The following is a 15825-nucleotide window of genomic DNA, read 5'->3' on the forward strand; positions in this document are numbered from 1 at the left end:
GTCACTCCTATATATCAAATATTGTTGTTTGCAATCCTAGCTCATTCTCATATAGAAGCCCGTACACGCCTTTAAATCGTTTTACCTCACTATCAGTCATCTTTTTACTTTCTTCGCTGAAATGAGCGCCTGTGAGTGTTCTAACTATATTCATATCTCCATCAAGTTTCTCTACTTCTATTTCTTCTGTTCCATCTGCTCTATAAAGAAAATACTTTTCGGTTACTTCCATCTATCCGACCACTCCATTTCTTCAAAAATAATGTCCTTCTTTTCTTCATACACATCAAACGGCGTTATGCGTCCACTCACAAGCAATCTTTCGGTTGCCCAACCTAACTCGAGCAAATTGCGTTGAATGAGCGTATCGCCTTTGTATGTGTCTCTGTAAAGGTTTCCTAGTAATTGTTGGAATTGTTTTATAGTCATGTGAAAAACCTTTGCGTTTTCTTGTAGTATTCAAATTCGATAATGCCCGTTTCCCCGTCTTTATTCTTTGCGATATTACATTCAACAATTGATTTTCCTGAGTTATCAACGTCATCACGGTTATAATAGTCATCTCGATATAACAACATTGCTAAACTAGCGTCTGCTTCTATTCCGCCTGCTTCTTTCATATCAGATAACATAGGACGTTTGTCGTTTCTACTTTCAACTCCACGACTTAACTGTGAAAGTAAGACGATAATTGCGCCTGTTTCGTTAGCGATAATCTTTAAGTCTCTTGATATTTTTTCAATACCATTACGACGATCTAACTTGTTGTCTGTTTCCATAAGTTGTAGGTAGTCGATGAATATAACTTGTTGGGTATCTTTGTTTTTCATCGCTTGTTTACGTACATCGTGTGTAGTGATATTGCTTTTATCGTGTATATCTATATCAAGTTTGAGTATTTTATCTGCAGCACTTGTTAAACGTGTTAGTTCATCTGGCTCTAAATCTTTAATTTCTTTAATACGTGTTAGTTCTATTCCAGTTTCTGCTGATAACATTCTTTTTAATACAGATACACCTGTAGTTTCTAAGCTAAAGAACGATGTTTTATATCCTTGAGAGGCAATATTAAGCATCATATTAAGCGCAAATCCTGTCTTTCCGACTGAAGGCCTCGCAGCAATCACAATCAACTGTGTAGGCTCTAAACCTCCTATTTTGTAATCCATCAATTTGTAACCTGTATTAATTTGTTTCTTAGGTTCTTCGCTGTATAATTCTTCAACAAAGTGATCTACAATTTTCTTCGTTCCACTTTCTTCATTTGCACTAATCAAGCTGACTTTTTGTAGTTTGTTAAGCATCTCATCGAAATTGTTTATGTTTGGTTCCGAATTGAATTCTTGTAATACATTTTGCGTCTGATCTATTTGATATAGATTGAGTAAATCTTGTTGGTATCTTTCAAAGAATCCGTAGCCGATAAATTTTGAATTATACAAATTCGAAATGGTATTCATATCTAAAAATGATTTGTCTTTAGTAGTCTTTAAATATATTTCGTTGTGGTCCACTTTACCTACATCAAACACATACTCCATAAAGGACTTCATACCATCATGCGTAAACATTTTAGGTTTAACACGTAGTTTTTCGATTAAATCTGGTTTTTGTAAAAGACTAGCAACAATGGTGCTTTCTATCTCATGGCGTTCATTCATTGTTGTTCACCTCAAACTCATTTAACTTCTTTTTAAAATCATCTAGTATTTTTTTACGACGTGCTACATATTCTGGGTCATTTTGCATTTTCCAACGATGTTTTGCAGTCTTTTCGTCAATAGGTTCCTCTTTAACTGTTTTAGGATATTTTTTTAAGATGTGTGGTAATTTAGGAGGGAAGGTATTACCATCTTTAATATATCTTTTAGCTGTTTGTAACGAAGGCTCATAGTCTCCATCTTCTACTAGGAAATTCATCCAAGTCTTAGCTTTACTTTCATTTTTATTGAACCCCATATCATATACATCTTCTAATAGTTTCAGTATGGTTATTGCTTCTTTTTTAGTCATTGGCAATTGTTATCCCTCCTCCATCAATTTATCTAAATAACTTTCTTCAGATGTTTTTACTTCATTTCCGTAATCATTCAAGAAACTTTCTTGTGATAAGAATGTTTTAGGATATTTTTGATATTGTTTATCAGTAATTGTTTTTAGATAATTTTTAGTCCCGTTCATAATGGTTTCAAACTCATATTTTTTTAATGCTGATTTAAATAAACTAAATGCTTTCTTCTTATCTAGTTTCTTATCATATAAATTCCACCATTGGTCGAATTGTTCTTGCGTAACTTTAGTTGCGCTAGTGTTTATATCATTATTAGTTAAATCATTATTAGTTGAGTTATTATTAGTAGTGTCCGATTTCGCGATTTCCATTTTCGCGATTTCCATTTTCGCGTCTTCCATTTTTCGAACCCCATTATTTATTGGATATTCATGTAGTGTATAATCATATCCGTCAAAATCACCGTTGGTTTTACGCCGACTTTGTCTAGTCATATAACCGTTATTAATCAATTCATTGATTGTTGACCGAACGCTAGCCTTGCCATCTTTAGACACTTTCTCTAATTGCGTTTGGTAAATCTGCCAATCATCAGGTTTGGAAAATAGGTAACTCATAATTCCTTTGGCTTTCCACGAAATATTTTCATCTTCTACATAGTATTTACTAGCTATAAAATAATTACCTGCAGTTTTATCAATCCTAATGATTCCCATTTGATTGTCCTCCTTTCAACATCTTATTCAACTTCTCGTCCACGTCAAGCCAACTGTCTATAAGATGATATTTCTTGTTAAAGGTATCCATGCCTATTTGATGCTGTTCTGTATGATGGTTTCTGCACAGCGCTAACACTTTATTTCCATAATGATCTATCTTATTTCTGTTTCGTCCTCTACCTACTGCTTGATAATGTGCTAAATCGGCATTCTTAGCCCCACAGACGACACATATTCTGTTTATGGTAGATTTATATATAAAATACTTATCGTTGCTCATAAGCTCGCTAGTGGCCTTGTGCATAGGTATGTCATGTGTGAATACAAAATCTAGTATTAACTCGATTAATTCACTAGCTTGTCGCCTACTGCAGTTGCTTAATGAGATTGGTTCATAGCCATGTAAGAACTCCAGTTGCTTTTGGAACATGTACCTTAAGTAGTCCATTGGTTGTCCATAGTGGTTGAATATATCTCTTATCATTGCGAACACTTTTCGACGTTGCTTATCGGTTATCTTGTATGGATCACTCACAATAACGTCGCATTCTACTTCTAGTCCGTTATCTAACAGTAAGAAGTCTTTGTTTTCTAAAGTTAATCCAGTGATGACAGCAGTTATTGTGCCGTCATCTTGCTGGATGTAGTTTTTTATTATTGGCATTACATCACCTTATTTAAGTTGCGTACAATTAAAATGGTAAATCATCATCACTAATATCAATAGGGCCGTTTGCATTTGCAAAAGGATTATCGCTTACTGGTTGCTGTTGTGGTTTAGCTTGTCCACTTTGTTGTTGAGATTGTCCTTTAGATTGTGATTTAGGTTCCATGAATTGAACACTGTCCGCCACTACTTCGGTAACGAATATACGTTTACCTTCTTTGTTTTCGTAACTACGTGTTTGTATACGACCGTCAATTCCAACCATATCGCCTTTGTGTACATAGTTATTGACGTTTTCAGCTTGTTTGCGGAACGTTACAACATTGATGAAGTCTGCATCCTGTTCACCATTTTTGTTCTTAAATGGACGGTTGCAAGCTATTGTGAAGTTTGCTATTGCAGTTTGTCCTTCTACAAAATTTGGGTCCTTAGTTAATCGTCCTACACCAATAAATCTATTTATCATTTTCATCATCCTTATCTAATTGTTTTAGTCCTGCATCTAGTTTTGCGTGTGCGTTTGCTATTTCTTTTTGTGATACTTTATTAATGTCCGATATGCCTAACCATCGCATTGTTTTGTCCAACGTTGCGTCACGGCCTTTTTCTTGTGAGATAGTAACAAACTGATTAATCTTATCTTCTAATTCAGTTCTGTCGTTATCACTAGCATCTGGCGCATCCTCGCCCAAATATAAATAGTTTCCTAGACCAAATTGAGCTGCACATTTTACGAATGCTCTTTTCATACTTTTGTTTATGTCGAAAGTTGTAGCTGATCCTTTAGGGATTGCTTGATTTTTATAATTCAACACAGGCAGCCACTCTCTTTTAGTAACGCCAAACAATGTTATTTCTACACAAACCATATAACCTTCATCTGTCTTTAAATAAGGCACGAAAATGTCGTCACGGTCACTGTCTGTGTAAGGAAATTCTATGAATCTGTGTTGGAAATTTTCATCTAATTTAGTTAATTCTTGTTGAACATATGCCCAAGATAAATAATTAAGTCCATTTTTTTGTTCAACGTGTTCGTTTACGTTACGTGAATTAAGTTCGTTAAATTTTTCGATAAAGCTAGTCATCTTGTACCTCCTTCAATTGATCTATACTGTAAGTTTTATAATATTTTTTTATCACTGTAGTTTCTGTTTCTATGAGATGTTCATTCCATTTAATATTTATTTCTTCTAATCCTGTTAAGCGTCTAGCATTTCTACGTTGAATGTTGTAAGTTGCGTCGTCTGGATGATTTGGTTTATTTATTAAATATCTATGCTTTCCATCTTGCTCTTTGATTAGATAGAACACTTCTTTTGTTTCGTATTCTTCTGCCATTTGACGAAACACCTCAATTCCGTGTATATTAAAGTTGTATATTTTGTAAATCGTTTGACTGTTAGCAATTGCCGTTGCTTTCAGTCTTTTTTATTGCGTCTAAGAACTTATCCCAGAACCAATACAATCCGAAACCTGTTAATACTGATAGCAACATACCGATGTAGAAATCATTTGTTGTAATTCCTATAGCTAACGTTGTGAATGGCATTGATAGAAATGTTAATAGTGTTCTCATGTAATCACCTCCTTACAAATCAGTTTCTTTAATCAGAATGTTTTGTTCGATAAATTCTATTGCTGGTCTGATTTTGATGTAGCGTTTGTTACCTTTACCAAATCGATACATACACGCTTCTTGAAATTCTTTGTTCGGGTAAACTTTACTTTCTAGGTCGTCTCTTGAAATGCCACTAACTTTTATAAACTCTTTAGCGTCTGCGAATCCGATGAAGTCCATTACTATCACTCCTTTCATTTTTAGGTTGTGCTATACTAGTTTCATCGCTACTGCGATAGTGGGTGGTGATACTTATGTCCAAAGATCATGTGACTATTGAGACATCTTGCCCTAATTGTGGTAAACGTATGAAAATTTCTACTAAGAAAAAAACATAATCGTTGTTCAAGATGTAAACTCGATTTCACTCTGAAAAAGTAGTATCAAAAGGGAACCCTTCTTCAATTAATGAATTTATTGTCGATTCAGCTTCTTCTAATTCACGAATCGCTTTTTTAATTTTTAATTGTTTTATCTCAAGGTCTTTCTCATTAATAATTAAATGATGTACTACTTTGTTTCTTGTTTTATCAAGCACCTTTTTAGTAACTATTGCAGTAGTTGCTATTAAGAGTGCTTTTTTAATTGATTTGTTCATTCCGTTTTCTCCTTTCGTGTATAATATTGTTATCAACCTAAGGAGGTGATAATTATGGATAAAGAATTATTCGATAAAAAGTTCGATGAATTAAAAGAATTTTTAGAAGTTGAATTAAATATTGACAGTGATTATTTCAAAGAAACTCAACAAAAATTCAGAGAATTAAATCCAGACATGAGTGAAGAAACAAATTTTTATTTATCACTCTACGAACTTAGTAAAAAATATTCTCAATCTATTTCGTACAATACTGCGATGCTGCTTCTAAAAGACGATGAGCAGAATCAGTAGCATTCTTAGAGTCTCCCGGTATAATGAATGACTCATTTGTTGAATCTGATTTATCTTTCGAACTATCAAGCAATTGTTCTATAACTGTTACAGCAGTGTATAGGATGATTGCTTTTTTGATTGGTTGTAATTCATTCAATGTTTGTGCCTCCTATATTTCGATTGTCGGTAAAATATTATTATCTTTAAGCAATTCATAAATGAATAAACGTCCTTTTTGTGTCCACTTAGTATTCATTCTTACTGAAGTACTACCATCTTTATGTTCAATTTCTGTAGTAGATGAGTGTGTATAACCTTTGTCTTGTATGTTCGAATATAGTAACCATTGTCCAGATTGTTTATATTGAACTTTTAAGTCATGCAGTAATTTGTTAAGTGCTTGTGCTGACATACCATAGTCTTTAGCAATTTGCCCTACTGTTACTAAACTCTTATTGTTAAGAATTGTGTCTAAATATGATGCTTTAGGTTCAAATTCAGCTATCTTTTGCTTATTCATATTATTTTCTAATTCCAATTTCTCTTTCTGTTCAACTGTTTCTAGTAATTGTGTTAATGCTTCTTTATATGAACCTGGCAAACGGTTTTGTATTTGTTGTTCCATTTCATTAAATTTGTTAATATAAGCCATTTTAAAATCGTTATGACCTTGAATATTGAACATGTATAATGTGAAACCGTCTTTAGTTAAGAGGTATTCTCTATAATTGCGACCTCGACTATTTGTGAATTGACTTTCTATAATTTCACTGTCCAGATTTGGACTGTGAGATTTTATAGTTTCTAAATCTCTTAAAACATGTTGATGATTTTTATTTAATTCCTTCGCTACCGCTCTGCTTGAAACTACTGGTCCAAGTTCTGTATTGTTTTCAATTTTTATTTCTTTTAATACTTGCATATTGTGTATGCTCCTTTCTGCTATACTCCTATTAAGGAGGTGATTTAAATAACTCCAGGTATATTTTGGAAACTTTTAGTTGCTTACGTAAAAGGTTCGGTGAATATTGAGTTTGAAGATAAAAATTTAAGTGAAATGTTAGACAAAAACTACATATATTCCGAAGATGGAGAAACGTTTCACATTAATGGTTTTCCTATACAAGGTTCAACAACTAAAAGATTCATTTCGACTGAAGGTAGAAAAACTTTTTGGAAAGTCGTTTTTAAAGTATTTCTTCCTTCGCTCATAGGAATAGCTGGAATACTTGTAACAGTATTAAAATTATTAATAGGAAATTGAAAAAATTTAATTTTCTATTAATATCAACTATCTCCCAACCAGTAATCTTGATGTGGTCTTCACCACATTGAGATTTTTTATTTTCGTTCAATTTTGTATGCTCCTTTCGTGTATAATGTTGTTATCAACCTAAGGAGGTGATAATTTTGTCAAAGTATGAAGAGATAGTTATCGAGTCTGTCAACCATGTTCAATCTGAATTTTTCACTCAAGAAGATGTAGATTCTAAAATGGATGAAATCACAGACTTAAATGGCAATGTCGATATTAACGCTTTGTTTAGTTATATAATTGAACTTAATACTAGTTATTCAGCAACCCTACTTGCTGACACACTAGAGCGTTTATCCGACAATGGTCTACTCAAATAATAATTTTAAAGCGTCTACTTACTATTAGTAGGCGTTTGTTTTATTTCTGGAACTTCCAAATTTACTTTTAAACCTTTTATTTTATTCATTATTTTATGCCTCCTTTAAAATTTCGGTTTTTCCGAATCGTCACCCAAAAAAATATTATCTACTTCTATACCTAATGCGTTAGCTAACTTATTCAGTGTTTTGTAATTTGCATTTTGAATATATGTTTGACTCATTTCATAGTTGTAGATAGTTTTTTCAGTAACACCAGATCGGATTGCCAACTGACGTTTGTTCATGTTTTTTAATGCACGCCATTGAGAAATTGTTAATACCAATTTTTTCTTTTCTTCAGTTGTCATTTTTTGCCTCCTTTCTAAGAAGTTAATTACACTATACCATTTCGGTATTTCCGAAGTCAATACTTTTGTTTCATTTTTTCTGAAATATAATTTCGGATTATCTGTTGTGTATTTCCGATTTTTGTGTATAATATAGGTATAAACTTTTTCAGGAGGAACTAAAAATGTTCAGTCAAAACTTAAAATATTTGAGAAACAAACACGATATGGAACAAATAGATCTTGCTCATAAATTAGGTAGAAAAAGTGCTTCAAGCATAAGTGAATGGGAAAAAGGTAAATATACGCCTAAAATGAAAACTTTAAAAGAAATATCTGATATTTTTAATGTATCTATAAACGATTTAATGTCAATTGATTTAAGTAATATCAGTAACGAACAACAAGAGCAAGACACAATCGCAGCTCATTTCGATAAAGAAGATTTAACTGAAGAAGAACAAAAAGAAGTACAAGATTTTATAAACTATCTAAAAAGCAAACGTCAATAAAGGGGTATTAGATGGGGAAATATGAAGAATTAATTTATGAATATCGAAACTTAAACATCGTAGAAACTAACATGCTTCCTAGTTTTCAATCAGGTATGTATTACAATAACGAAATTTATATCAACAGTAATAGATCCAATGCGGTTAAGTTAGAAACTTTAGCAGAAGAATTAGGACATCACAAACTTACATATGGGAATATCACTGACCAAACACAATTTAATAATAGAAAATTTGAAGGATATGCTAGACGATATGCAATGGAACAAATCGTTTCACTGCAAGGAATTATTGATGCCTTCAAGCACAATTGCCATAACTTATATGAAATGGCTAATTTTTTTGAGGTTTCTGAAGGTTTTGTGCAACAGTGTATTGAGCATTATAAAGTCAGATATGGATTATCCACACTTCATAATGGTTATTTAATACAACTTGAGCCATTGCGTGTGTTTGAATATAAGTATTGGGAATGACCAATCTGCATACGTGTGTGCGAATGCAGGTTTGTTAATATAAATAATTTTTTACAAAGGAGAGTTACATTATGTCAAAAGAACTAAAAGATTTAACGAATGAGGAGTTGTTAGCAAGACAACAACAACAATTCGAAGAGTACAAAGAACAAGAAAAGAAAGGTAAGAAAAAGAAATGGTTTTGGGGTTGTGGAGGATGTCTAGTATTTATAATTATTATGGGTATTATTTTCGCTTCTTGTTCTGCATCAGTAGTAAATGAAGTTGATAAAGAAATAAACAATGATTCTACAGAAGTAGAACAAGATGACGATGCCTCTAAAGGACAAAAAGCAGCTTTAAATTCAGCTAAGACTTATGCAGATACAATGCACATGTCTAAAGAGGGAATTTACGAACAATTGACATCAGATGCTGGAGACCAATTTTCAGAAGAAGATGCACAATATGCAGTAGATCATTTGAAGGTAGATTATAAAGAAAATGCTTTAGAAGCTGCTAAATCATACCAAGATGACCAAAGTATGTCTAAAGACGCAATTTATGATCAGTTAATATCTAATGCAGGTGACAAATTCACAGAAGAACAAGCACAGTATGCAGTAGACAATTTAGAAGAATAATTTTAAGGGCAGTCCCTACTGCCCTATATATTTTTATCTTTTTTAGGAGGTATGAAGATTATGGCAACATTTACAGTAACAAAACGTAAAAATAAAACGTCTACTACCTGGCAATACGATGTGAAAGACCCAAGTTTTAAGTCAGGTAAGAAACGTAAATCGGGTTTTAAAACGAAAGCAGAAGCTACATTAGCAGCACAACAACTTATCAGAGATTTAGAAGATGGAAATAAAATAGAAGATAATAAAAAATTTGTGGACTACTATAATGACTGGTTAGAAATTAAAAACAAAAAAGATCTATCACAAGGGCAATTCTATTGGTATGAGCGTTCCCTCACTTTGTTTGAAAATTATTTTGGTGAACAAATGTTATTGAAAAATATTAATCGAAGCGAATATCAAAAGTTTTTAAATAATTATGGTAAAGGGCATTCAGACGAAACAGTGAGAAAAGTAAATAGTTGCATTGCACCATGTTTGAGAGAGGCAGTATACGACGGATATATTAAAAAAGACCCTACTTTCAATATTATGATTAAAGGTACGGTAAAAGCTAAAGAAGAACATTTTAAATATATCAGCATCAAGCATTATTTAGCATTAATGAAATACTTTAAGTCAAGGGATGAACAAAGTTATATATTCTTGTACTTATTAGCGATAACTGGTGCTAGATATAGTGACGCTATCAATATGACGACCGAAGATTTAAACAAAGCAAGTGGGGTTATCCATTTACCAGGTACAAAAACGAAGAATTCAAAAAGAGATGTGGAAGTTAGCAACAAAGATATTATGGTAATTAAATCTAAATTATCTAAGTTACCTTTGAGATTTGACGGTAAATTATTTTCTGTAAGTCATACGGCAGTGAGTAAAGCATTTAAACATGCAAAAGACGAAGTGGGACTAGATGATGATAATGTTACACCTTATTCTTTAAGACATACTCACACTTCTTATTTGCTTTCTAAAGGTATACCAATCGAATATATTAGTAAACGTTTAGGACATGCTACGATTTCACAAACACTAGACACATATTCCCACTTACTAGAAGAACATAAAAAAGAGCAAGGTCAACGCGTCAGAGAATTATTCTCTTGACACATATTTGACACTTACTCTCGTTAAACCCTGTCATATCAAGGTTTGTATACGGAAACGGAGGGATTCGAACCCTCGCGCCGCTCTCGCGACCTACACCCTTAGCAGGGGCGCCTCTTCAGCCAACTTGAGTACGTTTCCAATGGCTCCACAGGTAGGACTCGAACCTACGACCGATCGGTTAACAGCCGATAGCTCTACCACTGAGCTACTGTGGATAAATAGTATCTCTAATCAAGCACAAATATTATTATATCAATTAATAGCAAATTTTCAAGAGATATCGTAAAAAAATATGCAGAACATTTACACTAAATTAATATAATATTCCGCATATTCTACTTTTACATTAATATTTTAAATAAACTTTACTATTTACTTTCAAACAAAGAATACTTAGCAAGTGCTTCATATATATTTAATTGTGGTTTTGTATAATCTATAGGAGATTCTGGATCAAAAGTTGCAACTCTTGCCGCTCTATCCATCATATAATAATAATAAATACCATTTAAATATTGATGTTGCATGCTATGAGCTGAAATGTTTACAACGATAGATTGATTATCAACAAAGTTCACTTTGCATTTTTTATCTTTGAGTGATTTAATACTTTGAACATAATGGATATTAATCCATGTATTTTGTGTTTTTCTATCAGAATGTGTTGGAAAAAAATAAGTAGGAAATAAAGGAGTGAATAAAATCGGGGGCTTGCTGCTAATACCTGTAATTCGAATGGTATCCTCTTTTTTAAAAACATAACTACTACCATAAAATCTACAAGAGCGGTCAATAATTTTGTGGGTACGTTCTTTTATTGTACTTTCATCTTCTTTATACCTTAGCACTCTTGTTCCTTCATATTGGCCAACGGGTAAATGGCACGGTTGCAATGACATATCACCTTTTTTAATAATATACGGTTGAATCATAGTTGTAACCTCCTTACAATTTTGGTGATACTCAAATAATATACTATCATCATTTTAAAATCAACTTATATTATAAAATATTTTCTATATATTCTACAATTAAATTTCAGTTACGAATCTTTTTCTATTTTTTAATTATTGAAAGTTTCGTTTTACACTTATTTTTCGGAAAAGTCAGAATATTCGTTGATTTAAAAATCAAAACCTTGTATAATGTATTTTAAATATAGATAGAGGGGTTGTGTTGATAATGAAACATAATACACATGTAAAATACAATACTTTAGAGTCTTTTGTATCAACAATTAATGACTTAGGTATCGAATTAATCATTGATGAATCGTTAAGGAATGTCCGTAAGCAACAATTAGAAAATCTCATCGATCATGCACTTAAAAATAAAAACGAGAATGATTTCAAACGCTATACAGAAGAATATAAACATTTGGAGGCATATCTCGTTGGTTAATTTAGTTGTCATATATTTAAAATAAGGTCTATTCACTAATTAATTAAAGTTAGCGAATAGACCTTTTATATTGTTTATTTAAGACATTAATCTGATTAACTCATATCTATCAATATCTCCAAAATAGTGATAGATATCATAATCTGCTAATGCTTCTTCTATACTATCAAAGTCATGCAATGTGCCTTCCAATGCATGTTCTAATTCAGTAACGTCTCCCACACCGAAGAAGTCACCGAAAATTTTAGCATGTTCAATTCTTCCTTTTTTAACATCTAATTTAATTTGAACAAATCCTTTTTCAAATTTTTCTTCTCGTTCAAAATTATATTTAGGATTTCTACCGTAATTCCATTCCCAAGTACGATATTTTTCATTACTTAATTGCTCTATATTTGCCCAATCTTCGTCTGAAAGCTTATATTCTTCAACTTGTGTAGCCTCACCAAATATTGTTTTTAAAATAATTTCTTTAAAAGTATCAATATCTAATGGTTCAGTTAAGAATTCTGAGATATTAGCAACTCTACTTCTCACAGATTTAATACCTTTCGATTTAATTTTTGCTGGATTCACACGCAAGGCATTTTGAACTTCATTTAATTCACTGTTTAACATTAAAGTACCATGGCTAAACATTCTATCTTTTACTTTGACCATGGCATTACCGGAAATTTTAGCTTTACCGATTTGAATATCGTTTCGGCCACTCATTTCTGCATCTAATCCAAGTGATTTCAATGCTTCCACTATAGGTTCAGTGAACTTTTTAAAATTATGAAAACTATTGCCATCATCATCCGTTATAAAACTAAAGTTTAGGTTGCCTGTATCATGGTACACGGCACCGCCACCTGAAATACGTCTGACTACATCTATACCATGTTCATCAATATAAGGTTGGTTCACTTCTTCAATCGTATTCTGATTTTTGCCAATAATAATTGAAGGACGATTGACATAAAACAGAAAATAACTATCGTCATTCGGCATGTGCTTTAATACATATTCTTCCATTGCCAAATTTAATGTTGGATCTGTAATATCATTATTACTAATAAATTTCATATACTGCACTCCTTTTCCTCTTAATACCCTTACCTTATTTATGCAATATTTTCATTAAAAATGCCAATCATTTAACTGATTTATACTAATTTTTCTAAAAAAAGAATGATAACTGTATATTTAAAGGTTATTTGTTTATTTGTCTGTCGTTTTTTTGTATAATACTATCTAGTTAGCATTTCTAGGGAGGATTCAATATGACTGTCGCAGAAGTCGGAAATATAGTAGAATTTTATGACGGTTTAAAAGGCCGCGTAGAAAAAATTAATGATAACTCTGTAATTGTAGATTTAACAATTATGGAAAACTTCAATGATCTAGACCTGCCTGAAAAAACTGTCATCAATCACAAGCGATATACAATCGTCGAACAAGAAGGATAGTTTATATGAATAGAATTTCAAACGCTTTAATCTGGTTTATTGTAAGCTTCATCGTATTTCACATTATTTTATATATCATGTGGGGTGAAAAGCAAGAATACTGGTACCTTTATACTGGTATCATGCTTATCGCAGGTATCAGTTATATATTTTACCAAAGAGATATTGAATCAAAAAGATTATTAACATCTCTAGGGATAGGTATTATTACGGGTATCGTACTCATTATTATACAGCTAGTTTTAGCAGCTATCTCATCAGATATTCAGTACGCATCACTGATTAAAGAATTAACGCGAACAGGTGTATACTTTAAATGGCAAATGTTAGTTACTTTATTATTTGTGATACCGTGTCATGAACTTTATATGAGAACTGTATTACAAAAAGAACTACTCAAATCAAACATTCCAATGTGGTTAAGCGTATTAATAACAGCAATTTGTTCTGCTTCTTTATTTTTCTATCTAGATAAAATGTGGATTGTTTTCTTTGTATTCATCGTTCAAATTGTGCTTTCATTAAGTTATTATTATACGCGTAGAATTGCTACGACTGTCATAGCACAAATTGTTGCAGTAGTTATTCTATTAATTTTCCACGGATAAATTGAAATAGAAACACAAGCTTATGAATGATGTAAAAAAGATTAAGATTTTACAGCTTATACCCCACAGTTTGAAAGAGATGAGGGCATAAAAGGTCTCTGAATGAAAATAAACGCCAATTTCTATTGAAATAATATAGAAATTGGCGTTTTCTTTGGTTTTAAGAGATTTTTATAGCACATAAATTTTATCAAATAATAACATTAAATGTTTGTTTTTGTTCGATGTGGTAGTCATTATCTTTTAAATTTCTAGCAATTAATTCAACCATCGTAATTTCACCCGTTTCGTGAATGACAGCATCTTCTAAATATTGCTTATAGTTTCTATAGCAGTAATCAGTCATACTTACACGATACATGTGGTCTAATTTAATATTTTCCAATGTCACACGATGGTATGGCTCTGCATTCATATCTATTGTATAGTTAACACCTTGCCAAAACGTACATAAGGTTTCATCTACGATTGTTAAGCTCAATGCGCCGTCACTAAAAGCTATATGTGAATAGCAATACTCTAAAATATCATGAATCTGTTGACCTTTCATTGTTAAATCAACTGGGACATCTGGATGAGGATAGGCATTAAATAAATCTTCATTTGTAATGATGCCATTGAGCCCCTCTTCACCACTCATTGGTAAGTGTACACAAGATATATCATAATCATAGGCTAATCGAATACTATCATGTAATAACTGTGTGAATGGATGAGGTTTTGTTATAACATCACTCAAACCATTTACCTCTGCTGACAAAGCATTTTCGTTTATGCTTTCTTCACTCCAATTACAAACTGTTTTTCTATCATAAAAAGTCAAATCTAATAATGCTTGGTCTTCTGGATAATGATTTAAATCCACAATTTTAGAATTGACATCTTCTAATTCATACGAATTTGTGCGTTTTTTAAAGTTAATCTTCACATGTATAAGTTGTTCAGCATTTTGTCCTGCTTGTACATAAAGCGTCTGATCATCTCTACCGATAAACGTTTGATGTTGATGACCAGTAATTAATAAATCAATAACGCCTAGGGTCTGCATGATTTTTTCCGCTTCATTTACATTTTGCTCACGCTCATTAGAGGTTTTATTTAGTTGATTTAGTCCACCATGGTATATAACAATTAAAAAGTCTGGCATTTCGCTTTCATGAATAAATCGAATCCAACGTTTAGAAGAGCGTAATGTTTTTTCAATTCGTACATCATTTTCCATTTCAAAATGTTCACGCTCCATTAGCCCATCTGAAGTCAAACCCACTATTGCGATTTTGACACCTTCTATTTCTTTAATTGTATATGGTGTAGAAAAATATGGTTCTTTTGTACGTTTATATTCAATATTTGCCGATAACCATGGAAACCTAGACAATGATACTGCCCTTGAAAAGAATGACAGACCAAATTTAAATTCATTAGGACTAATACCACTTGCATCGTATTGCATAGCATTCATCAATTTTATCATTGGATGACGTTTATAAGGTGCTACAACTGCATAATAAAATGCTGCTAACGAACCTGCTAAACTACCACCACTGTCTAATAAAATAACGTGATCATTTGTTTCTCTAATACTTTTAACATAAGATCCTGCTCTATAAATATTGGAATTATTCTCACCACTTTGAAAATAACTATGCATATCAGAAGTAGTGATAATGTCTATTGCGATTTTTTCACTTTTTTTCATACGCCTCTCCCCTCATTAATATTAGTCTAACACGTTTCTAAAACAGCTTGAAATAATAATAAACATATATCATCAACAGTGAATAT

At 32.1% G+C, this 15825-nt stretch carries 28 protein-coding genes and 2 tRNA genes; 10 read left to right on the plus strand and 20 right to left on the minus strand.

Annotated features, from left to right (window positions below; translation table 11 throughout):
* Nucleotides 1–7 precede the first annotated feature (7 nt).
* The 12 genes from JG554_RS09175 to JG554_RS09230 form a co-directional block, all read right to left on the minus strand.
* A complete protein-coding gene (locus JG554_RS09175) occupies nucleotides 8–232 on the minus strand; it encodes a DUF3269 family protein (RefSeq protein ID WP_192947723.1) in 225 nt (74 codons plus the stop codon).
* Nucleotides 223–429: a hypothetical protein gene (locus tag JG554_RS09180; RefSeq protein WP_192947724.1), complete on the minus strand. Its 207-nt coding sequence runs from the start codon at nucleotides 427–429 to the stop codon at nucleotides 223–225. Before JG554_RS09180 ends, JG554_RS09175 begins: the two co-directional genes overlap by 10 nt.
* A complete protein-coding gene (locus tag JG554_RS09185) occupies nucleotides 426–1661 on the minus strand; it encodes a DnaB helicase C-terminal domain-containing protein (RefSeq protein WP_192947725.1) in 1236 nt (411 codons plus the stop codon). The genes JG554_RS09180 and JG554_RS09185 overlap by 4 nt, the downstream gene beginning before the upstream one ends.
* A complete protein-coding gene (locus JG554_RS09190; protein ID WP_226857833.1) occupies nucleotides 1654–2013 on the minus strand; it encodes a replicative helicase loader/inhibitor in 360 nt (119 codons plus the stop codon). The genes JG554_RS09185 and JG554_RS09190 overlap by 8 nt, the downstream gene beginning before the upstream one ends.
* A 9-nt stretch (nucleotides 2014–2022) precedes the next feature.
* Entirely contained in the window at nucleotides 2023–2727 is a 705-nt protein-coding gene (locus JG554_RS09195) for a helix-turn-helix domain-containing protein (protein ID WP_203265259.1), read from the minus strand.
* Nucleotides 2714–3394 (minus strand): putative HNHc nuclease, encoded by a 681-nt coding sequence (locus tag JG554_RS09200; protein ID WP_203265260.1) that lies wholly within the window; start codon nucleotides 3392–3394, stop codon nucleotides 2714–2716. The genes JG554_RS09195 and JG554_RS09200 overlap by 14 nt, the downstream gene beginning before the upstream one ends.
* A gap of 28 nt (nucleotides 3395–3422) precedes the next feature.
* On the minus strand, nucleotides 3423–3863 hold the full coding sequence (gene ssb, locus JG554_RS09205) for a single-stranded DNA-binding protein (RefSeq protein WP_203265261.1): 441 nt from the start codon (nucleotides 3861–3863) through the stop codon (nucleotides 3423–3425).
* Nucleotides 3853–4485, minus strand: a complete 633-nt coding sequence (locus JG554_RS09210; RefSeq protein WP_203265262.1) for a Sak single strand annealing protein — start codon at nucleotides 4483–4485, stop codon at nucleotides 3853–3855. The genes ssb and JG554_RS09210 overlap by 11 nt, the downstream gene beginning before the upstream one ends.
* The gene (locus tag JG554_RS09215) at nucleotides 4478–4738 is read right to left on the minus strand and encodes a DUF2483 family protein (protein WP_203265263.1); all 261 of its coding nucleotides are present in this window, start codon (nucleotides 4736–4738) and stop codon (nucleotides 4478–4480) included. Before JG554_RS09215 ends, JG554_RS09210 begins: the two co-directional genes overlap by 8 nt.
* A 61-nt stretch (nucleotides 4739–4799) precedes the next feature.
* The gene (locus JG554_RS09220) at nucleotides 4800–4976 is read right to left on the minus strand and encodes a hypothetical protein (RefSeq protein ID WP_203265264.1); all 177 of its coding nucleotides are present in this window, start codon (nucleotides 4974–4976) and stop codon (nucleotides 4800–4802) included.
* 12 nt (nucleotides 4977–4988) lie between these two features.
* Nucleotides 4989–5198 (minus strand): hypothetical protein, encoded by a 210-nt coding sequence (locus JG554_RS09225; RefSeq protein WP_046208793.1) that lies wholly within the window; start codon nucleotides 5196–5198, stop codon nucleotides 4989–4991.
* A gap of 184 nt (nucleotides 5199–5382) precedes the next feature.
* Nucleotides 5383–5616: a hypothetical protein gene (locus JG554_RS09230; RefSeq protein WP_203265265.1), complete on the minus strand. Its 234-nt coding sequence runs from the start codon at nucleotides 5614–5616 to the stop codon at nucleotides 5383–5385.
* 54 nt (nucleotides 5617–5670) lie between these two features.
* Here JG554_RS09230 and JG554_RS09235 point away from each other — a divergent pair, with 54 nt between their 5' ends.
* Nucleotides 5671–5910, plus strand: a complete 240-nt coding sequence (locus JG554_RS09235) for a hypothetical protein (RefSeq protein WP_203265266.1) — start codon at nucleotides 5671–5673, stop codon at nucleotides 5908–5910.
* Here JG554_RS09235 and JG554_RS09240 read toward each other — a convergent pair.
* Together JG554_RS09240 and JG554_RS09245 are read right to left on the minus strand one after the other, a co-directional pair.
* A complete protein-coding gene (locus tag JG554_RS09240) occupies nucleotides 5855–6049 on the minus strand; it encodes a hypothetical protein (RefSeq protein ID WP_203265267.1) in 195 nt (64 codons plus the stop codon). The genes JG554_RS09235 and JG554_RS09240 overlap by 56 nt on opposite strands.
* 12 nt (nucleotides 6050–6061) lie before the next feature.
* Nucleotides 6062–6814 (minus strand): phage antirepressor KilAC domain-containing protein, encoded by a 753-nt coding sequence (locus tag JG554_RS09245; protein ID WP_203265268.1) that lies wholly within the window; start codon nucleotides 6812–6814, stop codon nucleotides 6062–6064.
* A gap of 99 nt (nucleotides 6815–6913) precedes the next feature.
* Between JG554_RS09245 and JG554_RS13205 the strand changes: the two genes are divergently transcribed.
* Together JG554_RS13205 and JG554_RS09250 are read left to right on the plus strand one after the other, a co-directional pair.
* Nucleotides 6914–7156, plus strand: coding sequence for a hypothetical protein (locus JG554_RS13205; protein WP_238394760.1), 243 nt, complete (start codon nucleotides 6914–6916; stop codon nucleotides 7154–7156).
* Between the two features lie 146 nt (nucleotides 7157–7302).
* Nucleotides 7303–7527, plus strand: a complete 225-nt coding sequence (locus tag JG554_RS09250) for a hypothetical protein (protein ID WP_203265269.1) — start codon at nucleotides 7303–7305, stop codon at nucleotides 7525–7527.
* 104 nt (nucleotides 7528–7631) lie between these two features.
* Here the strand turns inward: JG554_RS09250 and JG554_RS09255 are convergent, their stop codons facing one another.
* Nucleotides 7632–7877 carry a helix-turn-helix domain-containing protein gene (locus tag JG554_RS09255; protein WP_203265270.1) on the minus strand — a complete coding sequence of 82 codons (246 nt, stop codon included), beginning with the start codon at nucleotides 7875–7877 and terminating at the stop codon, nucleotides 7632–7634.
* A 164-nt stretch (nucleotides 7878–8041) separates the two neighbouring features.
* Here JG554_RS09255 and JG554_RS09260 point away from each other — a divergent pair, with 164 nt between their 5' ends.
* The 4 genes from JG554_RS09260 (at nucleotide 8042) to JG554_RS09275 (ending at nucleotide 10577) form a co-directional block, all read left to right on the plus strand.
* Complete coding sequence (locus JG554_RS09260; RefSeq protein ID WP_203265271.1) at nucleotides 8042–8368, plus strand: helix-turn-helix transcriptional regulator; 327 nt, start codon at nucleotides 8042–8044, stop codon at nucleotides 8366–8368.
* An 11-nt stretch (nucleotides 8369–8379) separates the two neighbouring features.
* Nucleotides 8380–8844, plus strand: a complete 465-nt coding sequence (locus tag JG554_RS09265) for an ImmA/IrrE family metallo-endopeptidase (RefSeq protein ID WP_203265272.1) — start codon at nucleotides 8380–8382, stop codon at nucleotides 8842–8844.
* Nucleotides 8845–8915: 71 nt separating this feature from the next.
* Complete coding sequence (locus tag JG554_RS09270; protein WP_203265273.1) at nucleotides 8916–9467, plus strand: Ltp family lipoprotein; 552 nt, start codon at nucleotides 8916–8918, stop codon at nucleotides 9465–9467.
* A gap of 60 nt (nucleotides 9468–9527) precedes the next feature.
* On the plus strand, nucleotides 9528–10577 hold the full coding sequence (locus JG554_RS09275; protein ID WP_203265274.1) for a tyrosine-type recombinase/integrase: 1050 nt from the start codon (nucleotides 9528–9530) through the stop codon (nucleotides 10575–10577).
* A 52-nt stretch (nucleotides 10578–10629) separates the two neighbouring features.
* Here JG554_RS09275 and JG554_RS09280 read toward each other — a convergent pair.
* The 3 genes from JG554_RS09280 to JG554_RS09290 form a co-directional block, all read right to left on the minus strand.
* Nucleotides 10630–10718: transfer RNA gene (locus tag JG554_RS09280), tRNA-Ser, on the minus strand.
* A 2-nt stretch (nucleotides 10719–10720) separates the two neighbouring features.
* A tRNA-Asn gene (locus JG554_RS09285) sits at nucleotides 10721–10795 on the minus strand.
* A 153-nt stretch (nucleotides 10796–10948) separates the two neighbouring features.
* The gene (locus JG554_RS09290) at nucleotides 10949–11512 is read right to left on the minus strand and encodes a competence protein ComK (RefSeq protein WP_046208083.1); all 564 of its coding nucleotides are present in this window, start codon (nucleotides 11510–11512) and stop codon (nucleotides 10949–10951) included.
* Nucleotides 11513–11762: 250 nt separating this feature from the next.
* Between JG554_RS09290 and JG554_RS09295 the strand changes: the two genes are divergently transcribed.
* A complete protein-coding gene (locus tag JG554_RS09295) occupies nucleotides 11763–11981 on the plus strand; it encodes an IDEAL domain-containing protein (protein ID WP_046208082.1) in 219 nt (72 codons plus the stop codon).
* A 78-nt stretch (nucleotides 11982–12059) separates the two neighbouring features.
* Here the strand turns inward: JG554_RS09295 and JG554_RS09300 are convergent, their stop codons facing one another.
* Nucleotides 12060–13049 (minus strand): lipoate--protein ligase, encoded by a 990-nt coding sequence (locus tag JG554_RS09300; RefSeq protein WP_046208081.1) that lies wholly within the window; start codon nucleotides 13047–13049, stop codon nucleotides 12060–12062.
* Between the two features lie 197 nt (nucleotides 13050–13246).
* Here JG554_RS09300 and JG554_RS09305 point away from each other — a divergent pair, with 197 nt between their 5' ends.
* The gene (locus JG554_RS09305) at nucleotides 13247–13432 is read left to right on the plus strand and encodes a YkvS family protein (RefSeq protein WP_002508073.1); all 186 of its coding nucleotides are present in this window, start codon (nucleotides 13247–13249) and stop codon (nucleotides 13430–13432) included.
* 5 nt (nucleotides 13433–13437) lie between these two features.
* Entirely contained in the window at nucleotides 13438–14040 is a 603-nt protein-coding gene (locus JG554_RS09310; RefSeq protein WP_107360344.1) for a CPBP family glutamic-type intramembrane protease, read from the plus strand.
* A 190-nt stretch (nucleotides 14041–14230) separates the two neighbouring features.
* On the opposite strand, the gene JG554_RS09315 is transcribed toward JG554_RS09310, so the two are convergent.
* Nucleotides 14231–15739, minus strand: coding sequence for a bifunctional metallophosphatase/5'-nucleotidase (locus JG554_RS09315; protein WP_107360345.1), 1509 nt, complete (start codon nucleotides 15737–15739; stop codon nucleotides 14231–14233).
* Nucleotides 15740–15825 lie beyond the last annotated feature (86 nt).

The sequence above is a fragment of the Staphylococcus sp. 11-B-312 genome (genome assembly GCF_016743055.1).
Taxonomy (GTDB): Bacteria; Bacillota; Bacilli; order Staphylococcales; family Staphylococcaceae; genus Staphylococcus; species Staphylococcus ureilyticus.

Excerpts from the sequence above, each read along its gene's own strand:
- JG554_RS09255 (WP_203265270.1), bottom strand. The coding sequence starts at position 7,877 with ATGACAACTGAAGAAAAGAAAAAATTGGTATTAACAATTTCTCAATGG.
- JG554_RS09265 (WP_203265272.1), top strand. The coding sequence starts at position 8,380 with ATGGGGAAATATGAAGAATTAATTTATGAATATCGAAACTTAAACATC.
- JG554_RS09180 (WP_192947724.1), bottom strand. The coding sequence starts at position 429 with ATGACTATAAAACAATTCCAACAATTACTAGGAAACCTTTACAGAGAC.
- JG554_RS09260 (WP_203265271.1), top strand. The coding sequence starts at position 8,042 with ATGTTCAGTCAAAACTTAAAATATTTGAGAAACAAACACGATATGGAA.
- JG554_RS09290 (WP_046208083.1), bottom strand. The coding sequence starts at position 11,512 with ATGATTCAACCGTATATTATTAAAAAAGGTGATATGTCATTGCAACCG.
- JG554_RS09300 (WP_046208081.1), bottom strand. The coding sequence starts at position 13,049 with ATGAAATTTATTAGTAATAATGATATTACAGATCCAACATTAAATTTG.
- JG554_RS09195 (WP_203265259.1), bottom strand. The coding sequence starts at position 2,727 with ATGGGAATCATTAGGATTGATAAAACTGCAGGTAATTATTTTATAGCT.
- JG554_RS09305 (WP_002508073.1), top strand. The coding sequence starts at position 13,247 with ATGACTGTCGCAGAAGTCGGAAATATAGTAGAATTTTATGACGGTTTA.
- JG554_RS09220 (WP_203265264.1), bottom strand. The coding sequence starts at position 4,976 with ATGAGAACACTATTAACATTTCTATCAATGCCATTCACAACGTTAGCT.
- JG554_RS09295 (WP_046208082.1), top strand. The coding sequence starts at position 11,763 with ATGAAACATAATACACATGTAAAATACAATACTTTAGAGTCTTTTGTA.
- JG554_RS09200 (WP_203265260.1), bottom strand. The coding sequence starts at position 3,394 with ATGCCAATAATAAAAAACTACATCCAGCAAGATGACGGCACAATAACT.
- JG554_RS09175 (WP_192947723.1), bottom strand. The coding sequence starts at position 232 with ATGGAAGTAACCGAAAAGTATTTTCTTTATAGAGCAGATGGAACAGAA.
- JG554_RS09225 (WP_046208793.1), bottom strand. The coding sequence starts at position 5,198 with ATGGACTTCATCGGATTCGCAGACGCTAAAGAGTTTATAAAAGTTAGT.
- JG554_RS09235 (WP_203265266.1), top strand. The coding sequence starts at position 5,671 with ATGGATAAAGAATTATTCGATAAAAAGTTCGATGAATTAAAAGAATTT.
- JG554_RS09275 (WP_203265274.1), top strand. The coding sequence starts at position 9,528 with ATGGCAACATTTACAGTAACAAAACGTAAAAATAAAACGTCTACTACC.
- JG554_RS09190 (WP_226857833.1), bottom strand. The coding sequence starts at position 2,013 with ATGACTAAAAAAGAAGCAATAACCATACTGAAACTATTAGAAGATGTA.
- JG554_RS09210 (WP_203265262.1), bottom strand. The coding sequence starts at position 4,485 with ATGACTAGCTTTATCGAAAAATTTAACGAACTTAATTCACGTAACGTA.
- ssb (WP_203265261.1), bottom strand. The coding sequence starts at position 3,863 with ATGATAAATAGATTTATTGGTGTAGGACGATTAACTAAGGACCCAAAT.
- JG554_RS09310 (WP_107360344.1), top strand. The coding sequence starts at position 13,438 with ATGAATAGAATTTCAAACGCTTTAATCTGGTTTATTGTAAGCTTCATC.
- JG554_RS09230 (WP_203265265.1), bottom strand. The coding sequence starts at position 5,616 with ATGAACAAATCAATTAAAAAAGCACTCTTAATAGCAACTACTGCAATA.
- JG554_RS09270 (WP_203265273.1), top strand. The coding sequence starts at position 8,916 with ATGTCAAAAGAACTAAAAGATTTAACGAATGAGGAGTTGTTAGCAAGA.
- JG554_RS09215 (WP_203265263.1), bottom strand. The coding sequence starts at position 4,738 with ATGGCAGAAGAATACGAAACAAAAGAAGTGTTCTATCTAATCAAAGAG.
- JG554_RS09185 (WP_192947725.1), bottom strand. The coding sequence starts at position 1,661 with ATGAATGAACGCCATGAGATAGAAAGCACCATTGTTGCTAGTCTTTTA.
- JG554_RS09315 (WP_107360345.1), bottom strand. The coding sequence starts at position 15,739 with ATGAAAAAAAGTGAAAAAATCGCAATAGACATTATCACTACTTCTGAT.
- JG554_RS09245 (WP_203265268.1), bottom strand. The coding sequence starts at position 6,814 with ATGCAAGTATTAAAAGAAATAAAAATTGAAAACAATACAGAACTTGGA.